This window comes from Shinella sp. M31, assembly GCF_049199205.1.
In the GTDB taxonomy this organism is placed as follows: domain Bacteria; phylum Pseudomonadota; class Alphaproteobacteria; order Rhizobiales; family Rhizobiaceae; genus Shinella.
The window spans coordinates 1-13,743 of sequence record NZ_JBLZPH010000112.1; the positions used below are offsets into that span (position 1 = coordinate 1).

Consider the following 13,743-nt stretch of genomic DNA (forward strand, 5'->3'; position numbering starts at 1 on the left):
CCGATCTCCTGTTCTGTGGAGTGTTTTGGCCGGCGCCTCTGAACGCGGACACCAACGCAGGCGGCTGTCCATTCCGTTCACAACCACGTCATTCCTCCATTTTTGGACCGGAATTCGCTTTTGCGGGCTTTTCCCCGGCACCATCCCGCCCTAGGCAGACGAGCAAGACGACCATTCCGGCGTCCGGAAGGAACTGGCAGGTCGTCCGGATGGGCACTTCACGAAACAAATTGCAGAGCCGGCCGCACCGCATCCGTGCCGCGCACCGCCCCCTGACAGCACGGTGCGCGTCGCCATGAGCGCGCTTGCGGCCTATGGCGGCCTTTTCCTCGCGGCCTTTCTTGCCGCAACCCTTGTTCCCGCGCAGTCCGAGGCCGTGCTCGCCGGCCTGCTTGCCATCGGCCACTATTCGCCCGCCGCACTCATCTTCGTCGCCGGCACCGGCAACGTGCTCGGCTCCGTGGTCAACTGGCTGCTGGGACGCGGCATCGAGCGGTATCGCGAAGCGCGCTGGTTTCCCGTCAGTGCCAAAAGCCTGGAGCGCGCCGGGGACTGGTATCGCCGATACGGCTGGTGGAGCCTGCTCTTGAGCTGGCTGCCCATCGTCGGTGATCCCCTGACGCTCGCCGCCGGCATCATGCGCGAGCCTTTCCCGCGCTTCCTTCTGGTCGTCACCATCGCAAAATTCGGCCGCTACATCCTCCTCGCCGCAGTGGTCCTGTAGTGGCTTTGATTTTTTTGCCGTGATGATGGAATGAGCGCCGCGCAGCTTTCGTATACTGGGTCATGAACGGAAAGACACCCGGCTTCAACGTGATCGGACAGCTTGCGGCGCTCAGGCGCTATGCCCTGTCGCTCGTCCGCAATCCGGACGAGGCGGAAGATCTGGTGCACGATGCCCTGGTAAAGGCCTACGAGCGCCAATCGAGCTTCCGCACCGGCGCCAATGTGCGCAACTGGCTGATGTCGATCCTGCACAATGCGCATATCGACCGCCTGCGCCAGCGCCGCTCGCTGGAGCGACGCCACGATGCGGCCGCTGAGCTCGCCGAGCGCGCGATGCCGGCGAACCAGGACCATTCGGTGCGGCTGACGCAGTTGCGCGACGCCTTTTTCGGCTTGCCGGAAGACCAGCGCGCGGCGCTGCACCTCGTTGCCATCGAAGAGCTCTCCTACCAGGAGGCGGCCGATACGCTGAAGATCCCGGTGGGCACGCTGATGTCGCGCGTCGCCCGCGCCCGCGAGCGGCTGCGCACCTTCGAACAGAGCGGCCCATCCGCGACCGTAACCCATCTCAAAATCGTCGGAGGCACTGGCGATGACAAGCAATGACCCCATCCTCGAGGCCGATCTCAACGCCTATGTCGACGACCAGCTCGCCGTCGGCCGGCGCATCGAGGTGGAAGCCTATCTTTCCGAGCGTCCGGAAACCGCCGCGCAGGTCATGAAGGATCTGCGGGTGCGTGACGAGCTTCGCCTGGCGCTCGCCGATCATCGCACGGTGACGCGTCAGGAAACGCGCGAGGCCGCCCGCCTGCTCGAGCGCGCACTGTCGCGCCGCCGCGTCTTCGGTTTCCTTCGCCGCGCCGCGACCATCGCGCTGTTCGTCGCCGCCGGCTGGGTGGCGCACGCGGCTTTCGGTCCCTTCGGCGCAACCGAGGTCGTGGCATCGACGCCGCCACCCGCCTTCGTGGAGGAGGCGGTGCGGGCGCACAAGACCACGCTCCTGCGCGATTCCATGGCGTCGCAGCCGGAAACCGAAAGCTTCGACCCCGCCGAGATCCGTTCTGCGACGGCAATCGTGCTGCCGGACCTGCCGAAGGGTTGGGGTGTCGTCGATACGCAGGTCTTCCCCTCGGCCTATGGCCCGAGCGTCGAGCTGGTGCTGGAGCCCCGTAAGGACGAGCGCCTGTCGCTCTTTGCCGTGCGCCCCGGCTCCTTTGCCGTGCAGCACGTGCTGCTCTTCCACGCCGACAATGCCCGCGCCGCCTATTGGCAGATCGGCGATGTTGCCTATGCGCTGGTGTCGGAAAGCCGCAAGGCCGACGACCTGGCCGAAACCGCGCGGGATCTTTCCCGCACGCTCTACTGATCAACCGTTTCCAGAAGGAGATTTCAGATGGAACCCGTACAACAGCGATTTGGCTATGGCGCGCAGGCGCAGTCGGCCGCCCTCTTCGACGAGGGCCTGCGCCAGCACATGCTGCGCGTCTACAACTACATGGGCGCCGGCCTCGTCATCACCGGCCTCGTCGCCTTCATCGTCGGCTCGACGCCGGCGCTCTACGTGCCGATCTTCTCCTCCCCGCTCAAGTGGGTGGTGATGCTCGCCCCGCTCGCCTTCGTCTTCTTTTTCTCGTTCAAGATCCAGACGATGTCGGCCAGCACCGCACAGATGACCTTCTGGGCCTTCTGTGCCGTCATGGGCCTGTCGCTCGCCTCGGTGTTCCTCGTCTTCACCGGCATGAGCATCGCGCGCACCTTCTTCATCGCCGCCTCGATGTTCGGCGCCACCAGCCTCTACGGCTATGTGACGAAGCGTGACCTGTCGAAGGTCGGTTCGTTCCTGATGATGGGCCTGATCGGCGTCGTCATCGCCTCGATCGTCAACATCTTCCTCGGCTCGTCCGCCCTGCAGTTCGCGATTTCCGTGATCGGCATCGTCGTCTTCGTCGGCCTGACCGCCTGGGACACGCAGAACATCAAGGAACAGTATGCCGAAAACATCGATCAAGAATCGAGCCAGAAGATGGCCGTATTCGGTGCGCTCTCGCTCTACCTGAACTTCGTCAACATCTTCCAGCTGCTGCTGAATTTCACGGGCGAACGCGAATAGTTTTCGTGAATGAATTCAAAGGGTACGGCGGAGCTTGTCTCCGCCGTTTCTTTTTCCGCGCAGCGCAAAAACCGTAAGAAACTACTTACATAAACCAACCCCGTTGACAAATCGCCCCGCAGCGTTTTTGCTTAAGGCATTCACCAGGGGGGTCCCGACAAGGGGCTGAGATACTGCTGGCTTTCGCAGCGCAGTGACCCGTTGAACCTGATCCAGTTCATACTGGCGTAGGGACGGTGCAAGCGCTGTGGCAGGACATCCGAAAACCCGGAGTCCGCGTCCGGCGTCCTTCCATCATTCCGGCTCTAGGACTGGGTCTCCAAACGAAAACTTGGAGCCTTACGATGAATATTGCCGCCCAAAAGCTCACCCCAAGCGTCACGACCGGCCCCCTGCCCGCCTCCCGCAAGATCCACATTGCCGGTGAAGCGCATCCCGACATCCGCGTGCCGATGCGCGAGATTTCCCTGCACCCGACCTCTGGCGAACCGCCGGTCATCGTCTACGACGCCTCCGGCCCCTATACGGACCCGAACCACGTCGTCGCCATCGATGCCGGCCTGCCGCGGCTGCGCGAAAGCTGGATTGTCGCCCGCGGTGACACAGAGGGTTACGAGGGCCGACATGTGCGCCCCGAGGACAACGGTTTTGCCACCGGCGAGCGCCTGACGCCGGAATTTCCCGTGCGCAACCAGCCGCGCCGGGCAAAGGACGGCAAGGCGGTGACGCAGCTCGCCTATGCCCGCGCCGGCATCGTCACGGCGGAGATGGAATTCATCGCCATCCGGGAAAACCTCGGCCGAAAGGCAGCCAAGGAAGCACTTGCCCGTGACGGCGAAAGTTTCGGCGCGCATATCCCCGATTTCGTCACGCCGGAATTCGTCCGCCAGGAGGTCGCGAGCGGCCGGGCGATCATCCCCGCCAACATCAACCATCCGGAAGCCGAGCCGATGATCATCGGCCGCAATTTCCTGGTCAAGATCAACGCCAATATCGGCAACTCCGCCGTCACCTCCTCCATGGCGGAAGAGGTCGAAAAGATGGTCTGGGCGATCCGCTGGGGCGGCGATACGGTCATGGACCTCTCGACCGGCCGGAACATCCACAACATCCGCGAATGGATCATCCGCAATGCGCCGGTGCCGATCGGCACCGTGCCGCTCTACCAGGCGCTGGAGAAGGTCAACGGCATCGCCGAGGACCTGACCTGGGAGGTCTTTCGCGATACGCTGATCGAGCAGGCCGAGCAGGGTGTGGACTATTTCACCATCCATGCCGGCGTGCGGCTGCACTACATCCCGCTCACCGTCAACCGCGTCACCGGCATCGTCTCGCGCGGCGGCTCGATCATGGCCAAGTGGTGTCTGCATCACCACAGGGAAAGCTTCCTCTACGAGCATTTCGAGGAAATCTGCGACATCTGCCGCGCCTATGACGTGTCCTTTTCGCTGGGCGACGGTCTGCGCCCCGGTTCGATTGCCGACGCCAACGATGCCGCACAGTTCGCCGAACTGGAGACGCTGGGCGAACTGACCCAGATCGCTTGGAAAAAGGACTGCCAGGTCATGATCGAAGGCCCCGGCCATGTGCCGATGCACAAGATCAAGGAGAACATGGACAAGCAGCTGAAGACCTGTGGCGAGGCTCCGTTCTACACGCTCGGACCGCTGACGACGGACATCGCGCCGGGCTACGACCACATCACCTCGGGCATCGGGGCGGCGATGATCGGCTGGTTCGGTACCGCCATGCTCTGCTACGTCACGCCGAAGGAACATCTCGGCCTGCCCGACCGCAACGACGTGAAGGTCGGCGTGATCACCTACAAGATCGCCGCGCACGCGGCCGATCTCGCGAAGGGCCATCCGGCCGCGAAGATCCGCGACGACGCGCTTTCCCGCGCCCGCTTCGAATTTCGTTGGGAGGATCAGTTCAACCTCTCGCTCGACCCGGAGACGGCCCGCGCCTTCCACGACGAGACCCTGCCCAAGGAGGCGCACAAGGTCGCGCATTTCTGCTCCATGTGCGGCCCGAAATTCTGCTCCATGCGCATCTCGCACGATATCCGTGCTGAAGCGCAGAAGGAGGGGCTGGAGGCGATGGCCCAGAAATTCCGCGAGGGCGGCGATCTCTACATGCCGCTTGCGGGAGAATGACCATGCGCATCCTCGTCAAGGGCGCCGGCGTTGCCGGCCTGACGGTCGCCTGGCAGCTTTACCGCCACGGCTTCGACGTCACCATTCACGAACGGGCCGAGAAGGTCGGCCAGGGCGCCTCCGGTTTTGCCGGCGGCATGCTCGCCCCCTGGTGCGAGCGGGAAAGCGCCGAGGAACCCGTGCTGACGCTCGGCCGTCTCGCCGCCGACTGGTGGGAGGCGGCCCTCCCCGGCCATGTGCAGCGCCGCGGCACGTTGGTCGTGGCGAGCGGGCGCGACGCCGGGGAACTGGAGCGTTTCGCAGGGCGCACGAACGGCTGGGAATGGCTGGACGAACAGGCCATCGCAGCGCTGGAGCCCGATCTTGCCGGCCGCTTCCGCAAGGCGCTGTTCTTCCGGCAGGAGGCGCATCTCGATCCGCGCAAGGCGCTCTCCGCGCTGACGGCGGGGCTGGAGGAGGCGCGCATGTGCTTCCTCTTCGGCCCCGGCAGCCATGCTGCCCGCTATGACAGGATCGTCGACTGCACAGGCGCCGCAAAGATCGGGCGGCTTGCCAATCTGCGGGGCGTGCGCGGCGAAATGCTGCGGCTCGAAACCAGCGACATCACCCTTTCCCGCCCCGTCCGCCTGCTGCATCCGCGCCATCCGATCTACATCGTACCGCGCGAGCGCAATCGCTTCATGGTCGGCGCGACGATGATCGAAAGCGACGATGCCGGCCCTATTACCGCGCGGTCGCTGATGGAACTGCTGAACGCCGCCTACGCCCTGCATCCCGCCTTTGGCGAGGCCCGGCTGATCGATACAGGTGCCGGCATCCGCCCCGCCTATCCCGACAACCTTCCGCAGGTGACGGAAGACGGCGACACCCTGCATGTGAACGGCCTCTACCGGCACGGCTTCCTGCTCGCGCCGGCCATGGCGGGTGAAGTCGCCCGCCGGCTTCTGGCCGAACACGCGTCACCGGAAAGGATGGCCTCATGACCCTCATCATCAACGGCGAGGAACAGGAGGTAACCGCAGCAACCCTCGCCGACCTGCTGCACGCGCTCGACTACGAAGGCGACTGGCTGGCGACGGCGGTCAATGGCGAACTGGTGCACCGGGAGGATCGCGCCGTCTTTCCGCTGAGCATGCATGATCGCATTGAAATCCTCTCGCCCATGCAGGGGGGCTGACATGCTGAAGCTCTACGATACCGAGTTACAATCGCGCCTGCTGCTCGGCACTGCCCGTTACCCCTCTCCAGCGATCCTCGCAGAGGCGGTGCGGCGCTCGAAGACCCAGATCGTCACCGTCTCGCTGCGCCGTGAGACATCGGGCGGCAAGTCCGGCGGCGCCTTCTTCGAGCTGATCCGCGATCTCGGCGTGCGCGTGCTGCCCAACACGGCCGGTTGCCACAGCGTGAAGGAAGCGGTGCTGACCGCAAAGATGGCGCGCGACGTCTTCCGCACCAACTGGATCAAGCTCGAAGTCATCGGCCATCACGATACGCTCCAGCCCGATGTCTTCGGCCTGGTCGAGGCGGCCCGCATCCTCACCGGCGAGGGCTTTCAGGTCTTCCCCTATACGACGGATGATCTCGTCGTCGCCGAAAAGCTGCTGGAAGCCGGTTGCCGCGTGCTGATGCCCTGGTGCGCGCCGATCGGCTCGGCCATGGGGCCGGTCAACCCCACGGCGCTCCGGAGTTTTCGCGCGCATTTCCCTGACGTGCCGCTGATCGTCGATGCCGGCATCGGCCGGCCCTCGCATGCCGCCGACGTCATGGAGCGCGGCTATGATGCCGTGCTGCTCAACACCGCCGTCGCCGGTGCCGGCGATCCCGCCGCCATGGCCGAGGCTTTTGCGCTGGCCATCGCCGCCGGCCGGCTGGCGCACAAGGCCGTGCCGCTGGAGCCGCGCGACATGGCCGTTCCCTCCACGCCCGTCATCGGAAAGGCAGCCTTCTCGTGAAGCTCGACCCCTTCTATCTCATCGTCGATAGCGCCGACTGGATCGACCGCCTCGTGCCCGTCGGCGTCAAGCTCGTGCAGCTGCGTATGAAGCACGTGCCGGAGCACAGCCTGCGCAACGAAATCCGCCGCGCCAAGGCGACCTGCGCCGTGCACGGCTGCCAGCTCATTGTCAACGACTACTGGCAGATCGCCATCGAGGAGGCCTGCGATTTCGTGCATCTCGGCCAGGAGGATCTTGCGGAGGCCGACATTGCCGCCATCCGTGCTAACGGGCTGAAGCTCGGCCTCTCCACCCATGACGAAGCCGAGCTCGAAACGGCGCTTGCGGCAAAACCCGATTATATCGCGCTCGGCCCGATCTGGCCGACGATCCTCAAAAAGATGAAATGGGCGCCGCAAGGGGCGGAAAAGCTGCGAGACTGGAGGGAGCGGATCGCGCCGATCCCGCTCATCGCCATCGGCGGCCTCAACCCGGATCGCCTGCAAGCCGTCTTTGAAAACGGCGCCGACAGCGCGGCCGTGGTGACCGACATCACGCTGAACGCCGACCCGGAAGCGCGCACCCGCGAATGGATCGCCCGCACCGCGTGCTGGCGCTGATCAGAGCTTCCACAGCCGCCGGGCGTTTTCAGAAAACACGCGGCGCTTCTCCTCCAGGCTGACACCGGAGAGGAGCGCCTGCGTCGCGCCGATCCAGGTGGACAGGCCGCCGCCCAGCGTGCAGACCGGCCAGTCGCTGCCCCAGACCATGCGGTCAAAGCCGAAATTTTCCGCGACATGGGCGAAATAGGGTTTCAGGTCCTCCAGCGTCCAGTGTTGCGAGCCATAGGCCGGGATGCCCGAGAGTTTCACGGTCATATTCGGCCGGCGTGCTATCGCCGCAACCGGCCCTTTCCAGATATCGAAACCGCCGCCCTTGATGTCGGGCACGCCGCAATGGTCGAGAACGAAGGAGACATCCGGCGCGAGATCGGCCAGCGCGATCGCCCTGTCGATCTGGTGCGGCAGGACGCACAGATCGAAATTGAGGTCGGTGCCGGCCAGACGCTTGATGTTTTCGCGAAACAGCGCGCCTTCGGACAGAGCGTCCGGCACGACATGCAGCACGCGACGGAAACCGCGCACGAAGGGATTGGCGAGAACCGTCTCGAGATAGGCCGGGAATTCCGGTGATTCCGGCCGGCAGGCGGCGATGGCGCCGACAAGCAGGCTGCCCTCCGCGCCGGCCAGGTCCTTCACCATCGCCGTCTCGCGCGCAATGTCGCTTTCGGCCACATCGACTTCCATATGCAGCGCCGCGACGATGCCCAGTCGCCGCGCCTCGCGCGCATAAAGGTCCTGTGTGAAATCCGCATCGAGCGGCGGCACGCCGGAAAGCCAGGGATAGGAGAGCCGGTCGCGGTAGATGAGATGCAGGTGCGTGTCGACGATCATTCGGGCCTCCTCCGGAGCGCGAACACTGGCACAGAAGAATGATCCATTCAAATACGAATTACACAGATGTTCTGGCAATCGACCTGAGCCCCGCTAGATATTTCACAAACCAGAGGAGACCATCATGAAGATCAGCGCACGCAACCGCCTGAAGGGCAAGATTGTCGAAGTCATTCTCGGTGCCACCACCGCTCATATCCGCATCGATGTCGGTGGCTCCATCGTCACCGCCGCCATCACCAATGATGCGGTGAACGAACTCGGCCTCGCCGCGGGCCAGGAGGCCTATGCGGTGATCAAGGCTTCGGATGTGATGGTGGCCGTGGACGACTGAGGCGCTGAATAGCCATTAGTCCACCTTCTTGCACATATGCACCGCGCCGGTCTCGTCGTCGCCCTTCTGGCGCGGCGCGATCGGCTTGAAGAGCGTGCGATCCGGCTTGAGGTCGATCAGCGGCGTGCCGTCGAGGCAATCGAGGCCGCGCACAAAGAGCCTGTTGCCCTCGATTTTTTCCAGAAGCGTAATCGAGGTGCCTATCGGATTGGGTCGCACGGGCGAACGCAGCGAAAACGTGCCGTGCACCTCGCCGTTCGAGGCCGGGCTTTGCAGCACGAGGTCGCGGCGCGACTGGTGCAGCCAGTAAAGCACTTCCAGCCGTTCGTACCGATCGACGCCTGCCAGCGCCGGCACCCAGGGCTCAAAAACCTCGATCATGCAAACCGGCCCGTCCGGGCGCCCCTGCCGCGGTGTTTCCATGCGCGAGGTCCAGGGCGTCGAAATGCGGCCAATGAAGACGATCTCCGCATCGGCAGCCTCCGGCGCTGCAATTGCCACCTCGTTTTCGCGGATTTCGTTCAGCCGAACCACACGCATCTCCATCGCTGTATTCTTCTAAATACGACGATAGCGGCCCGCGAAATCTTTTGAAAGATATAAATCTCGATATATCTTGATTTCCGATATATCGAGATTTATATCGGAACCATGAAACACAGAATGGGATGCGGCCCTCACCGCCACTTTTCACCGCCCGACGATCGTTCGGGTTCCTTTCATCGCGGCCGGCACCATGGGCCCGGCCGGGGCGGCCGTCATGGCGGACGCCTCTTCGACTATGGCGAGCTGCGCCTTTTGCTGCTCGCCATCATCTCGGATGCGCCGAGCCACGGCTATGAGCTGATCAAGACCGTCGAGGATCGTTTCGGCGGCAGCTACAGCCCGAGCCCCGGCGTCATCTACCCGACGCTCTCCTGGCTCGACGACATGGGCTATGCGGCCATCGAACCGGCCGAGGGCGGGCGCAAGCGCTACAGCATCACGCCGGAAGGCAAGGCCTTCCTGGCTGCCAACCGCGCCGCCATCGACGACCTGATGGCACGGGCCGGCGGCGGAGGCCCCGGCGGCCGCGAGGGCGTGCCCGCCCCCGTGGTGCGCGCCATGGAAAACCTGAAACTCGCCTTGCGGCTGCGGCTCAGACGCGGCGATCTCGATGCGGCCTCGGCCGAAGCCATCGCCGCCGCCCTCGACCTTGCCGCCCAGACCGTGGAGAAAAGCTGATGACATCGAGCACGACCGCCATCCCGACCGAGCATGCCAGCAAATACCTGCAGCAGCTCTGCAAGCACTTTGCCCATAAGCTCGCCGTCACCTTCGATGAGCATGCCGGCTCGATCACCTTCTCCATCGGCGAATGCCGGTTGAAGACGGAGGACGGCGCGCTGCGCATCGACCTCACGGCGCCCGATGCCGAAGATATGCAGCAGCTGAAGGACGTGGTGATCCGCCACCTCGTGCGCTTCGCCTTCCGCGAAGAGCTGTCGCCGACCTGGCAGGATGCCTGATCAGATCGCGCCGGCGGCTTCCGAGTTCCGCCGGCGCCAATCCGAAGGCGAGGCCCCGGTGCGCTTGCGGAAGAACCGCGAAAAATAGGCCGGGTCCTCGAAACCGATCTCCCGGCCGATATCCTCCATGGGGCGAATGGTGAAGCGTAGTAGCCGCTTGGCTTCCAGCAGGCGCCGCTCCAGCACCATGTCCTTCACCGTCTGCCCGAAAACGATGCGCGCCGCCTTGTCGAGCAGATGCGGCGTCGTCGCCAGGGTCTCGACATAGCGCCCGACCGGCCAGTCATCGCGATAATGCCGGTCGATGGCACGGCGCAGCTCCAGCCCCAGCGCGACAACGGGTTCCGCCGCCGCAAAGCCGGCGTTGCCGCCGAGCCGCGCCATCAGCGACAGCACGACGCCGATCAGCCCCGCCATGATCCGCTCGCTCGCCCCCGCCCCGCCGCGATACTCATCCATCACCATGGAAAGCAGCGCGCCGATACGCGAAAACCCCGGCGCTTCGGCCTCGCCGGAGAGCAGCACGGGTGCTGCAAGCGACAGATCCACCTGCGATGCCATGGCGCGCAGCAGGTCGTCCGAGATCGACACGACGATGGCGTCGGATTGTTTGTCCACTTCGAACCCATGCACCACGTTGCTTGGCACGAAGCTGATCGCGGGAGCGGAAAAATTCCAAGTCCGGTCTTCGATCCGGTAGCGCCCCGCGCCCTTGAACCAGTAGGTGATCTGCCCCATCAGCGGATGTTTGTGCGGCGCCACCCGCCCGAAGTGCAGGCTCCTGCGCTCCATCACGGTTTCGACATGCAGGAAACCGACATCGAGCGCGCGGCTCGGCTCGCCGTAGACGAAAAAGGCTGGGACATCGCGGCTGGCGGTCATGCTGGAAAAAGTACCAGCGAATTACCCGCTTTGTCCATGGCGCATCTGGTGTCCCCGACCTAGCATTTGTCAGGATTTTTCAGGAGGAGACCACCATGCGCGCGGAAGATCATCGCAGCGAAAAGACCCGGCCGTTCACCGGCGCCGAATATCTCGCAAGCCTTCGGGACGGGCGCGAGGTCTATATCAACGGCGAACGCATCGCCGACGTCACCACCCACCCTTCCATGCGCAATTCCGCCCGCTCCATCGCCCGCATGTATGATGCGCTGCACGATCCCAAGCGTCAGGAACGGCTGACCTCGCCGACCGACACCGGCTCCGGCGGCTACACGCACAAATATTTCCGCGTCGCCCATTCCTCGGCCGATCTCGTCGCCCAGCAGGGCGCCATCGCCGACTGGGCGCGCATGTCCTATGGCTGGATGGGCCGCACGGCGGACTACAAGGCCGCCCTGATGAACACGCTCGGCGCGAATGCCGATTGGTACGGCCCCTTCAAGGACAACGCCCTTTCCTGGCATAAACGCGCGCAGGAAAGCGTGCTCTTCATGAACCACGCCATCGTCAACCCGCCCATCGACCGCCACAAGCCGGCGGACGCGGTGAAGGACGTCTTCGTGCACATCACCAAGGAGACGGATGCCGGCATCTATGTCTCCGGCGCCAAGGTCGTCGCCACCTCCTCGGCGCTGACGCATTACAATTTCCTTGCCCAGAGCTCGGCGACCGTCACCGAGGACCCGTCGCTCTCGGTCATGTTCATCCTGCCGATGAATGCGCCGGGCGTGAAGATGTTCTGCCGCGTCTCCTACGAGCAGACGGCCAATACGGCGGCCCATCCCTTCGACTATCCGCTCTCCTCGCGCTTCGACGAGAACGACGCGATCCTCGTGCTCGACAATGTCTTCGTGCCCTGGGAAGACGTGCTGGTGCTGCGCGATGCGGCCAAGATCCTGTCCTTCCACCCGGCGTCGGGCTTCATGCACGGCTATTGTTTCCAGGGTTGCACGCGCCTGGCGGTGAAGATGGACTTTTTGGCCGGGCTGCTCGCCAAGGCGCTGCGCGCCACCGGCGGCGATGCATTCCGCGGCAACCAGGCCATGCTGGGCGAGGTCATCGCCATCCGCCACCAGTTCTGGGCCTTCTCCAACGCCATGGCCTATAATCCGATCCCTTGGGCGAACGGCGCCGTGCTGCCGAACCTCGAAGCAGCCCTCTGCTACCGCACCTTCATGTCGGAGGCCTATCCGAAGGTCATCGACATCGTGCGCCGCACGGTGGCCTCGGGCCTCATCTACCTGCCCTCCTCGGCCAAGGATTTCGCCAATCCCGACATCGACCGCTATCTCGCGCAATATGTCCGCGGCTCCGACAATATGGGCCATATCGAGCGCATCAAGATCATGAAGCTGCTGTGGGATGCGACCGGCACGGAATTCGGCGGCCGCCATGCGCTCTACGAGCTGAACTATGCCGGAGCGCCGGAAGAGGTGCGCCTGCAGGTGCTGAAGGGCGCCGAACGCGGCGGGCGTCTGCGGGAAATGGAAGCGCTCGTCGACCAGTGCATGGCCGATTACGACGAGAGCGGCTGGACCGGCGACACCTGGCTGCCGCCGCTCGGCGACGACGCCCTGCCCAACGCTGCCGAATGAGGACCATGCCATGGACATCGGCGTTTCCAAGACCGAATTCCGCAACGCGATGGCCCGCGTCTGCGCGCCCGTCAATGTGATCACAACCAACGGAGCCGCCGGTCGCGGCGGCTTCACCGCCACCGCCATGTGCTCCGTGACGGACGAGCCGCCGACGCTGCTCGTCTGCATGAACAGCCGCTCGGCCCAGACCGGCCTGTTCATCGAGAACCGCCGTTTCTGCGTCAACGTACTGACCCAGGAGCACAAGGCGCTCGCCGCCTCCTTCGCCGGGCAGCAATCCGACATGGAGGCACGCTATGCCGATGCGACATGGCTCGACCTGCCCTCCGGCAACCAGGCGCTGACCGATGCGATCGTCTCCTTCGATTGCCGCCTGACGGAGGCACGCCTTGTCGGCACGCACAATATCCTGATCGGCGAGGTCATGGACATCCGCTGCCGGCGCGATGGGCATGCGCTCCTCTACTTCGACCGCAACTATGTGCATGTTCCCACGCAGGCCGGCAGCTTCGGGGGCTGACGGCAGCACAAACCGCTTGACAAGCCGCCTTCTATTTAACATGTTAAATAAAAGATCGCATGTCGGGAGGAACAATGCCGCATCTCACCGTCGAATATTCGGCCAATCTCGAAGGCCGCACCGACCTTGACGCGCTCTGCGTGGCGCTGCTCGAAACGGTGCTGGAAACGGGCCTCTTCGAAGTCGGCGCCATCAGGGTGCGCGCCCTCAAGGCCAATCACTATGCCATCGCCGACCGGCTGGCGGAAAACGCCTTCATCGATCTGAACTTCCGCATCGGCAAGGGCCGCAGCGCCGAGGAGAAGAAGCGCACCGGCGAAGCGCTGTTCGCCACGGCCGGCAGGCTGCTCGCTCCCCTTTTCGAGACGCCGCATTTCGCGCTCTCGCTCGAGATTCGCGAGATCGACACGGAGCTGAGCTGGAAGAAGAACGCCATTCATCCGCGCCTGCGCGGCAAATAA

General features: G+C 64.3%; 18 protein-coding genes and 1 riboswitch. Of the genes, 15 read left to right on the forward strand and 3 right to left on the reverse strand.

Annotated features, from left to right (window positions below):
- Window positions 1-295 precede the first annotated feature (295 nt).
- The 9 genes from ACOZKU_RS18845 (at window position 296) to ACOZKU_RS18885 (ending at window position 7,546) form a co-directional block, all read left to right on the forward strand.
- On the forward strand, window positions 296-724 hold the full coding sequence (locus ACOZKU_RS18845) for a YqaA family protein (protein ID WP_421580161.1): 429 nt from the start codon (window positions 296-298) through the stop codon (window positions 722-724).
- Between the two features lie 62 nt (window positions 725-786).
- The gene (locus ACOZKU_RS18850) at window positions 787-1,332 is read left to right on the forward strand and encodes a sigma-70 family RNA polymerase sigma factor (protein WP_421580162.1); all 546 of its coding nucleotides are present in this window, start codon (window positions 787-789) and stop codon (window positions 1,330-1,332) included.
- Entirely contained in the window at window positions 1,319-2,092 is a 774-nt protein-coding gene (locus ACOZKU_RS18855; protein ID WP_314086798.1) for an anti-sigma factor, read from the forward strand. The genes ACOZKU_RS18850 and ACOZKU_RS18855 overlap by 14 nt, the downstream gene beginning before the upstream one ends.
- A gap of 27 nt (window positions 2,093-2,119) precedes the next feature.
- Window positions 2,120-2,836, forward strand: coding sequence for a Bax inhibitor-1/YccA family protein (locus ACOZKU_RS18860; RefSeq protein WP_314086801.1), 717 nt, complete (start codon window positions 2,120-2,122; stop codon window positions 2,834-2,836).
- Window positions 2,837-2,971: 135 nt separating this feature from the next.
- A riboswitch (TPP riboswitch) is annotated at window positions 2,972-3,088 on the forward strand.
- Window positions 3,089-3,180: 92 nt separating this feature from the next.
- Window positions 3,181-4,992 (forward strand): phosphomethylpyrimidine synthase ThiC, encoded by a 1,812-nt coding sequence (thiC, locus tag ACOZKU_RS18865; protein ID WP_421580163.1) that lies wholly within the window; start codon window positions 3,181-3,183, stop codon window positions 4,990-4,992.
- A 2-nt stretch (window positions 4,993-4,994) separates the two neighbouring features.
- A complete protein-coding gene (thiO, locus tag ACOZKU_RS18870) occupies window positions 4,995-5,975 on the forward strand; it encodes a glycine oxidase ThiO (RefSeq protein ID WP_421580164.1) in 981 nt (326 codons plus the stop codon).
- The gene (gene thiS, locus ACOZKU_RS18875; protein WP_421580165.1) at window positions 5,972-6,169 is read left to right on the forward strand and encodes a sulfur carrier protein ThiS; all 198 of its coding nucleotides are present in this window, start codon (window positions 5,972-5,974) and stop codon (window positions 6,167-6,169) included. The genes thiO and thiS overlap by 4 nt, the downstream gene beginning before the upstream one ends.
- Window position 6,170: 1 nt before the next feature.
- Entirely contained in the window at window positions 6,171-6,944 is a 774-nt protein-coding gene (locus ACOZKU_RS18880; protein ID WP_421580166.1) for a thiazole synthase, read from the forward strand.
- Window positions 6,941-7,546 carry a thiamine phosphate synthase gene (locus tag ACOZKU_RS18885; RefSeq protein WP_421580167.1) on the forward strand — a complete coding sequence of 202 codons (606 nt, stop codon included), beginning with the start codon at window positions 6,941-6,943 and terminating at the stop codon, window positions 7,544-7,546. The genes ACOZKU_RS18880 and ACOZKU_RS18885 overlap by 4 nt, the downstream gene beginning before the upstream one ends.
- Here the strand turns inward: ACOZKU_RS18885 and ACOZKU_RS18890 are convergent, their stop codons facing one another.
- Window positions 7,547-8,380 carry an amidohydrolase family protein gene (locus tag ACOZKU_RS18890; RefSeq protein WP_421580168.1) on the reverse strand — a complete coding sequence of 278 codons (834 nt, stop codon included), beginning with the start codon at window positions 8,378-8,380 and terminating at the stop codon, window positions 7,547-7,549.
- A 124-nt stretch (window positions 8,381-8,504) separates the two neighbouring features.
- Here ACOZKU_RS18890 and ACOZKU_RS18895 point away from each other — a divergent pair, with 124 nt between their 5' ends.
- Complete coding sequence (locus ACOZKU_RS18895; RefSeq protein WP_314086816.1) at window positions 8,505-8,714, forward strand: molybdopterin-binding protein; 210 nt, start codon at window positions 8,505-8,507, stop codon at window positions 8,712-8,714.
- 15 nt (window positions 8,715-8,729) lie between these two features.
- Here ACOZKU_RS18895 and tsaA read toward each other — a convergent pair whose 3' ends face one another.
- On the reverse strand, window positions 8,730-9,248 hold the full coding sequence (gene tsaA / locus ACOZKU_RS18900; protein ID WP_421580169.1) for a tRNA (N6-threonylcarbamoyladenosine(37)-N6)-methyltransferase TrmO: 519 nt from the start codon (window positions 9,246-9,248) through the stop codon (window positions 8,730-8,732).
- Window positions 9,249-9,377: 129 nt separating this feature from the next.
- Between tsaA and ACOZKU_RS18905 the strand changes: the two genes are divergently transcribed.
- Window positions 9,378-9,938, forward strand: coding sequence for a PadR family transcriptional regulator (locus tag ACOZKU_RS18905; RefSeq protein ID WP_421580170.1), 561 nt, complete (start codon window positions 9,378-9,380; stop codon window positions 9,936-9,938).
- Complete coding sequence (locus tag ACOZKU_RS18910) at window positions 9,938-10,222, forward strand: DUF2218 domain-containing protein (protein ID WP_421580171.1); 285 nt, start codon at window positions 9,938-9,940, stop codon at window positions 10,220-10,222. The genes ACOZKU_RS18905 and ACOZKU_RS18910 overlap by 1 nt, the downstream gene beginning before the upstream one ends.
- On the opposite strand, the gene ACOZKU_RS18915 is transcribed toward ACOZKU_RS18910, so the two are convergent.
- A complete protein-coding gene (locus tag ACOZKU_RS18915; RefSeq protein ID WP_421580172.1) occupies window positions 10,223-11,104 on the reverse strand; it encodes a helix-turn-helix domain-containing protein in 882 nt (293 codons plus the stop codon). It abuts the gene before it with no gap.
- 95 nt (window positions 11,105-11,199) lie between these two features.
- Here ACOZKU_RS18915 and ACOZKU_RS18920 point away from each other — a divergent pair, with 95 nt between their 5' ends.
- From ACOZKU_RS18920 to ACOZKU_RS18930, 3 genes are all read left to right on the forward strand, one after another.
- Window positions 11,200-12,759, forward strand: coding sequence for a 4-hydroxyphenylacetate 3-hydroxylase N-terminal domain-containing protein (locus tag ACOZKU_RS18920; RefSeq protein WP_421580173.1), 1,560 nt, complete (start codon window positions 11,200-11,202; stop codon window positions 12,757-12,759).
- Between the two features lie 10 nt (window positions 12,760-12,769).
- Window positions 12,770-13,282 carry a flavin reductase gene (locus ACOZKU_RS18925; RefSeq protein ID WP_421580174.1) on the forward strand — a complete coding sequence of 171 codons (513 nt, stop codon included), beginning with the start codon at window positions 12,770-12,772 and terminating at the stop codon, window positions 13,280-13,282.
- 74 nt (window positions 13,283-13,356) lie between these two features.
- Complete coding sequence (locus tag ACOZKU_RS18930; RefSeq protein WP_421580175.1) at window positions 13,357-13,743, forward strand: 5-carboxymethyl-2-hydroxymuconate Delta-isomerase; 387 nt, start codon at window positions 13,357-13,359, stop codon at window positions 13,741-13,743.

Bases quoted from the DNA above. Each gene is read 5' to 3' on its own strand.
- ACOZKU_RS18845 (WP_421580161.1), top strand. From the start codon at position 296: ATGAGCGCGCTTGCGGCCTATGGCGGCCTTTTCCTCGCGGCCTTTCTT.
- ACOZKU_RS18850 (WP_421580162.1), top strand. From the start codon at position 787: ATGAACGGAAAGACACCCGGCTTCAACGTGATCGGACAGCTTGCGGCG.
- ACOZKU_RS18855 (WP_314086798.1), top strand. From the start codon at position 1,319: ATGACAAGCAATGACCCCATCCTCGAGGCCGATCTCAACGCCTATGTC.
- ACOZKU_RS18860 (WP_314086801.1), top strand. From the start codon at position 2,120: ATGGAACCCGTACAACAGCGATTTGGCTATGGCGCGCAGGCGCAGTCG.
- thiC (WP_421580163.1), top strand. From the start codon at position 3,181: ATGAATATTGCCGCCCAAAAGCTCACCCCAAGCGTCACGACCGGCCCC.
- thiO (WP_421580164.1), top strand. From the start codon at position 4,995: ATGCGCATCCTCGTCAAGGGCGCCGGCGTTGCCGGCCTGACGGTCGCC.
- thiS (WP_421580165.1), top strand. From the start codon at position 5,972: ATGACCCTCATCATCAACGGCGAGGAACAGGAGGTAACCGCAGCAACC.
- ACOZKU_RS18880 (WP_421580166.1), top strand. From the start codon at position 6,171: ATGCTGAAGCTCTACGATACCGAGTTACAATCGCGCCTGCTGCTCGGC.
- ACOZKU_RS18890 (WP_421580168.1), bottom strand. From the start codon at position 8,380: ATGATCGTCGACACGCACCTGCATCTCATCTACCGCGACCGGCTCTCC.
- ACOZKU_RS18895 (WP_314086816.1), top strand. From the start codon at position 8,505: ATGAAGATCAGCGCACGCAACCGCCTGAAGGGCAAGATTGTCGAAGTC.
- ACOZKU_RS18905 (WP_421580170.1), top strand. From the start codon at position 9,378: ATGGGATGCGGCCCTCACCGCCACTTTTCACCGCCCGACGATCGTTCG.
- ACOZKU_RS18910 (WP_421580171.1), top strand. From the start codon at position 9,938: ATGACATCGAGCACGACCGCCATCCCGACCGAGCATGCCAGCAAATAC.
- ACOZKU_RS18915 (WP_421580172.1), bottom strand. From the start codon at position 11,104: ATGACCGCCAGCCGCGATGTCCCAGCCTTTTTCGTCTACGGCGAGCCG.
- ACOZKU_RS18920 (WP_421580173.1), top strand. From the start codon at position 11,200: ATGCGCGCGGAAGATCATCGCAGCGAAAAGACCCGGCCGTTCACCGGC.
- ACOZKU_RS18925 (WP_421580174.1), top strand. From the start codon at position 12,770: ATGGACATCGGCGTTTCCAAGACCGAATTCCGCAACGCGATGGCCCGC.
- ACOZKU_RS18930 (WP_421580175.1), top strand. From the start codon at position 13,357: ATGCCGCATCTCACCGTCGAATATTCGGCCAATCTCGAAGGCCGCACC.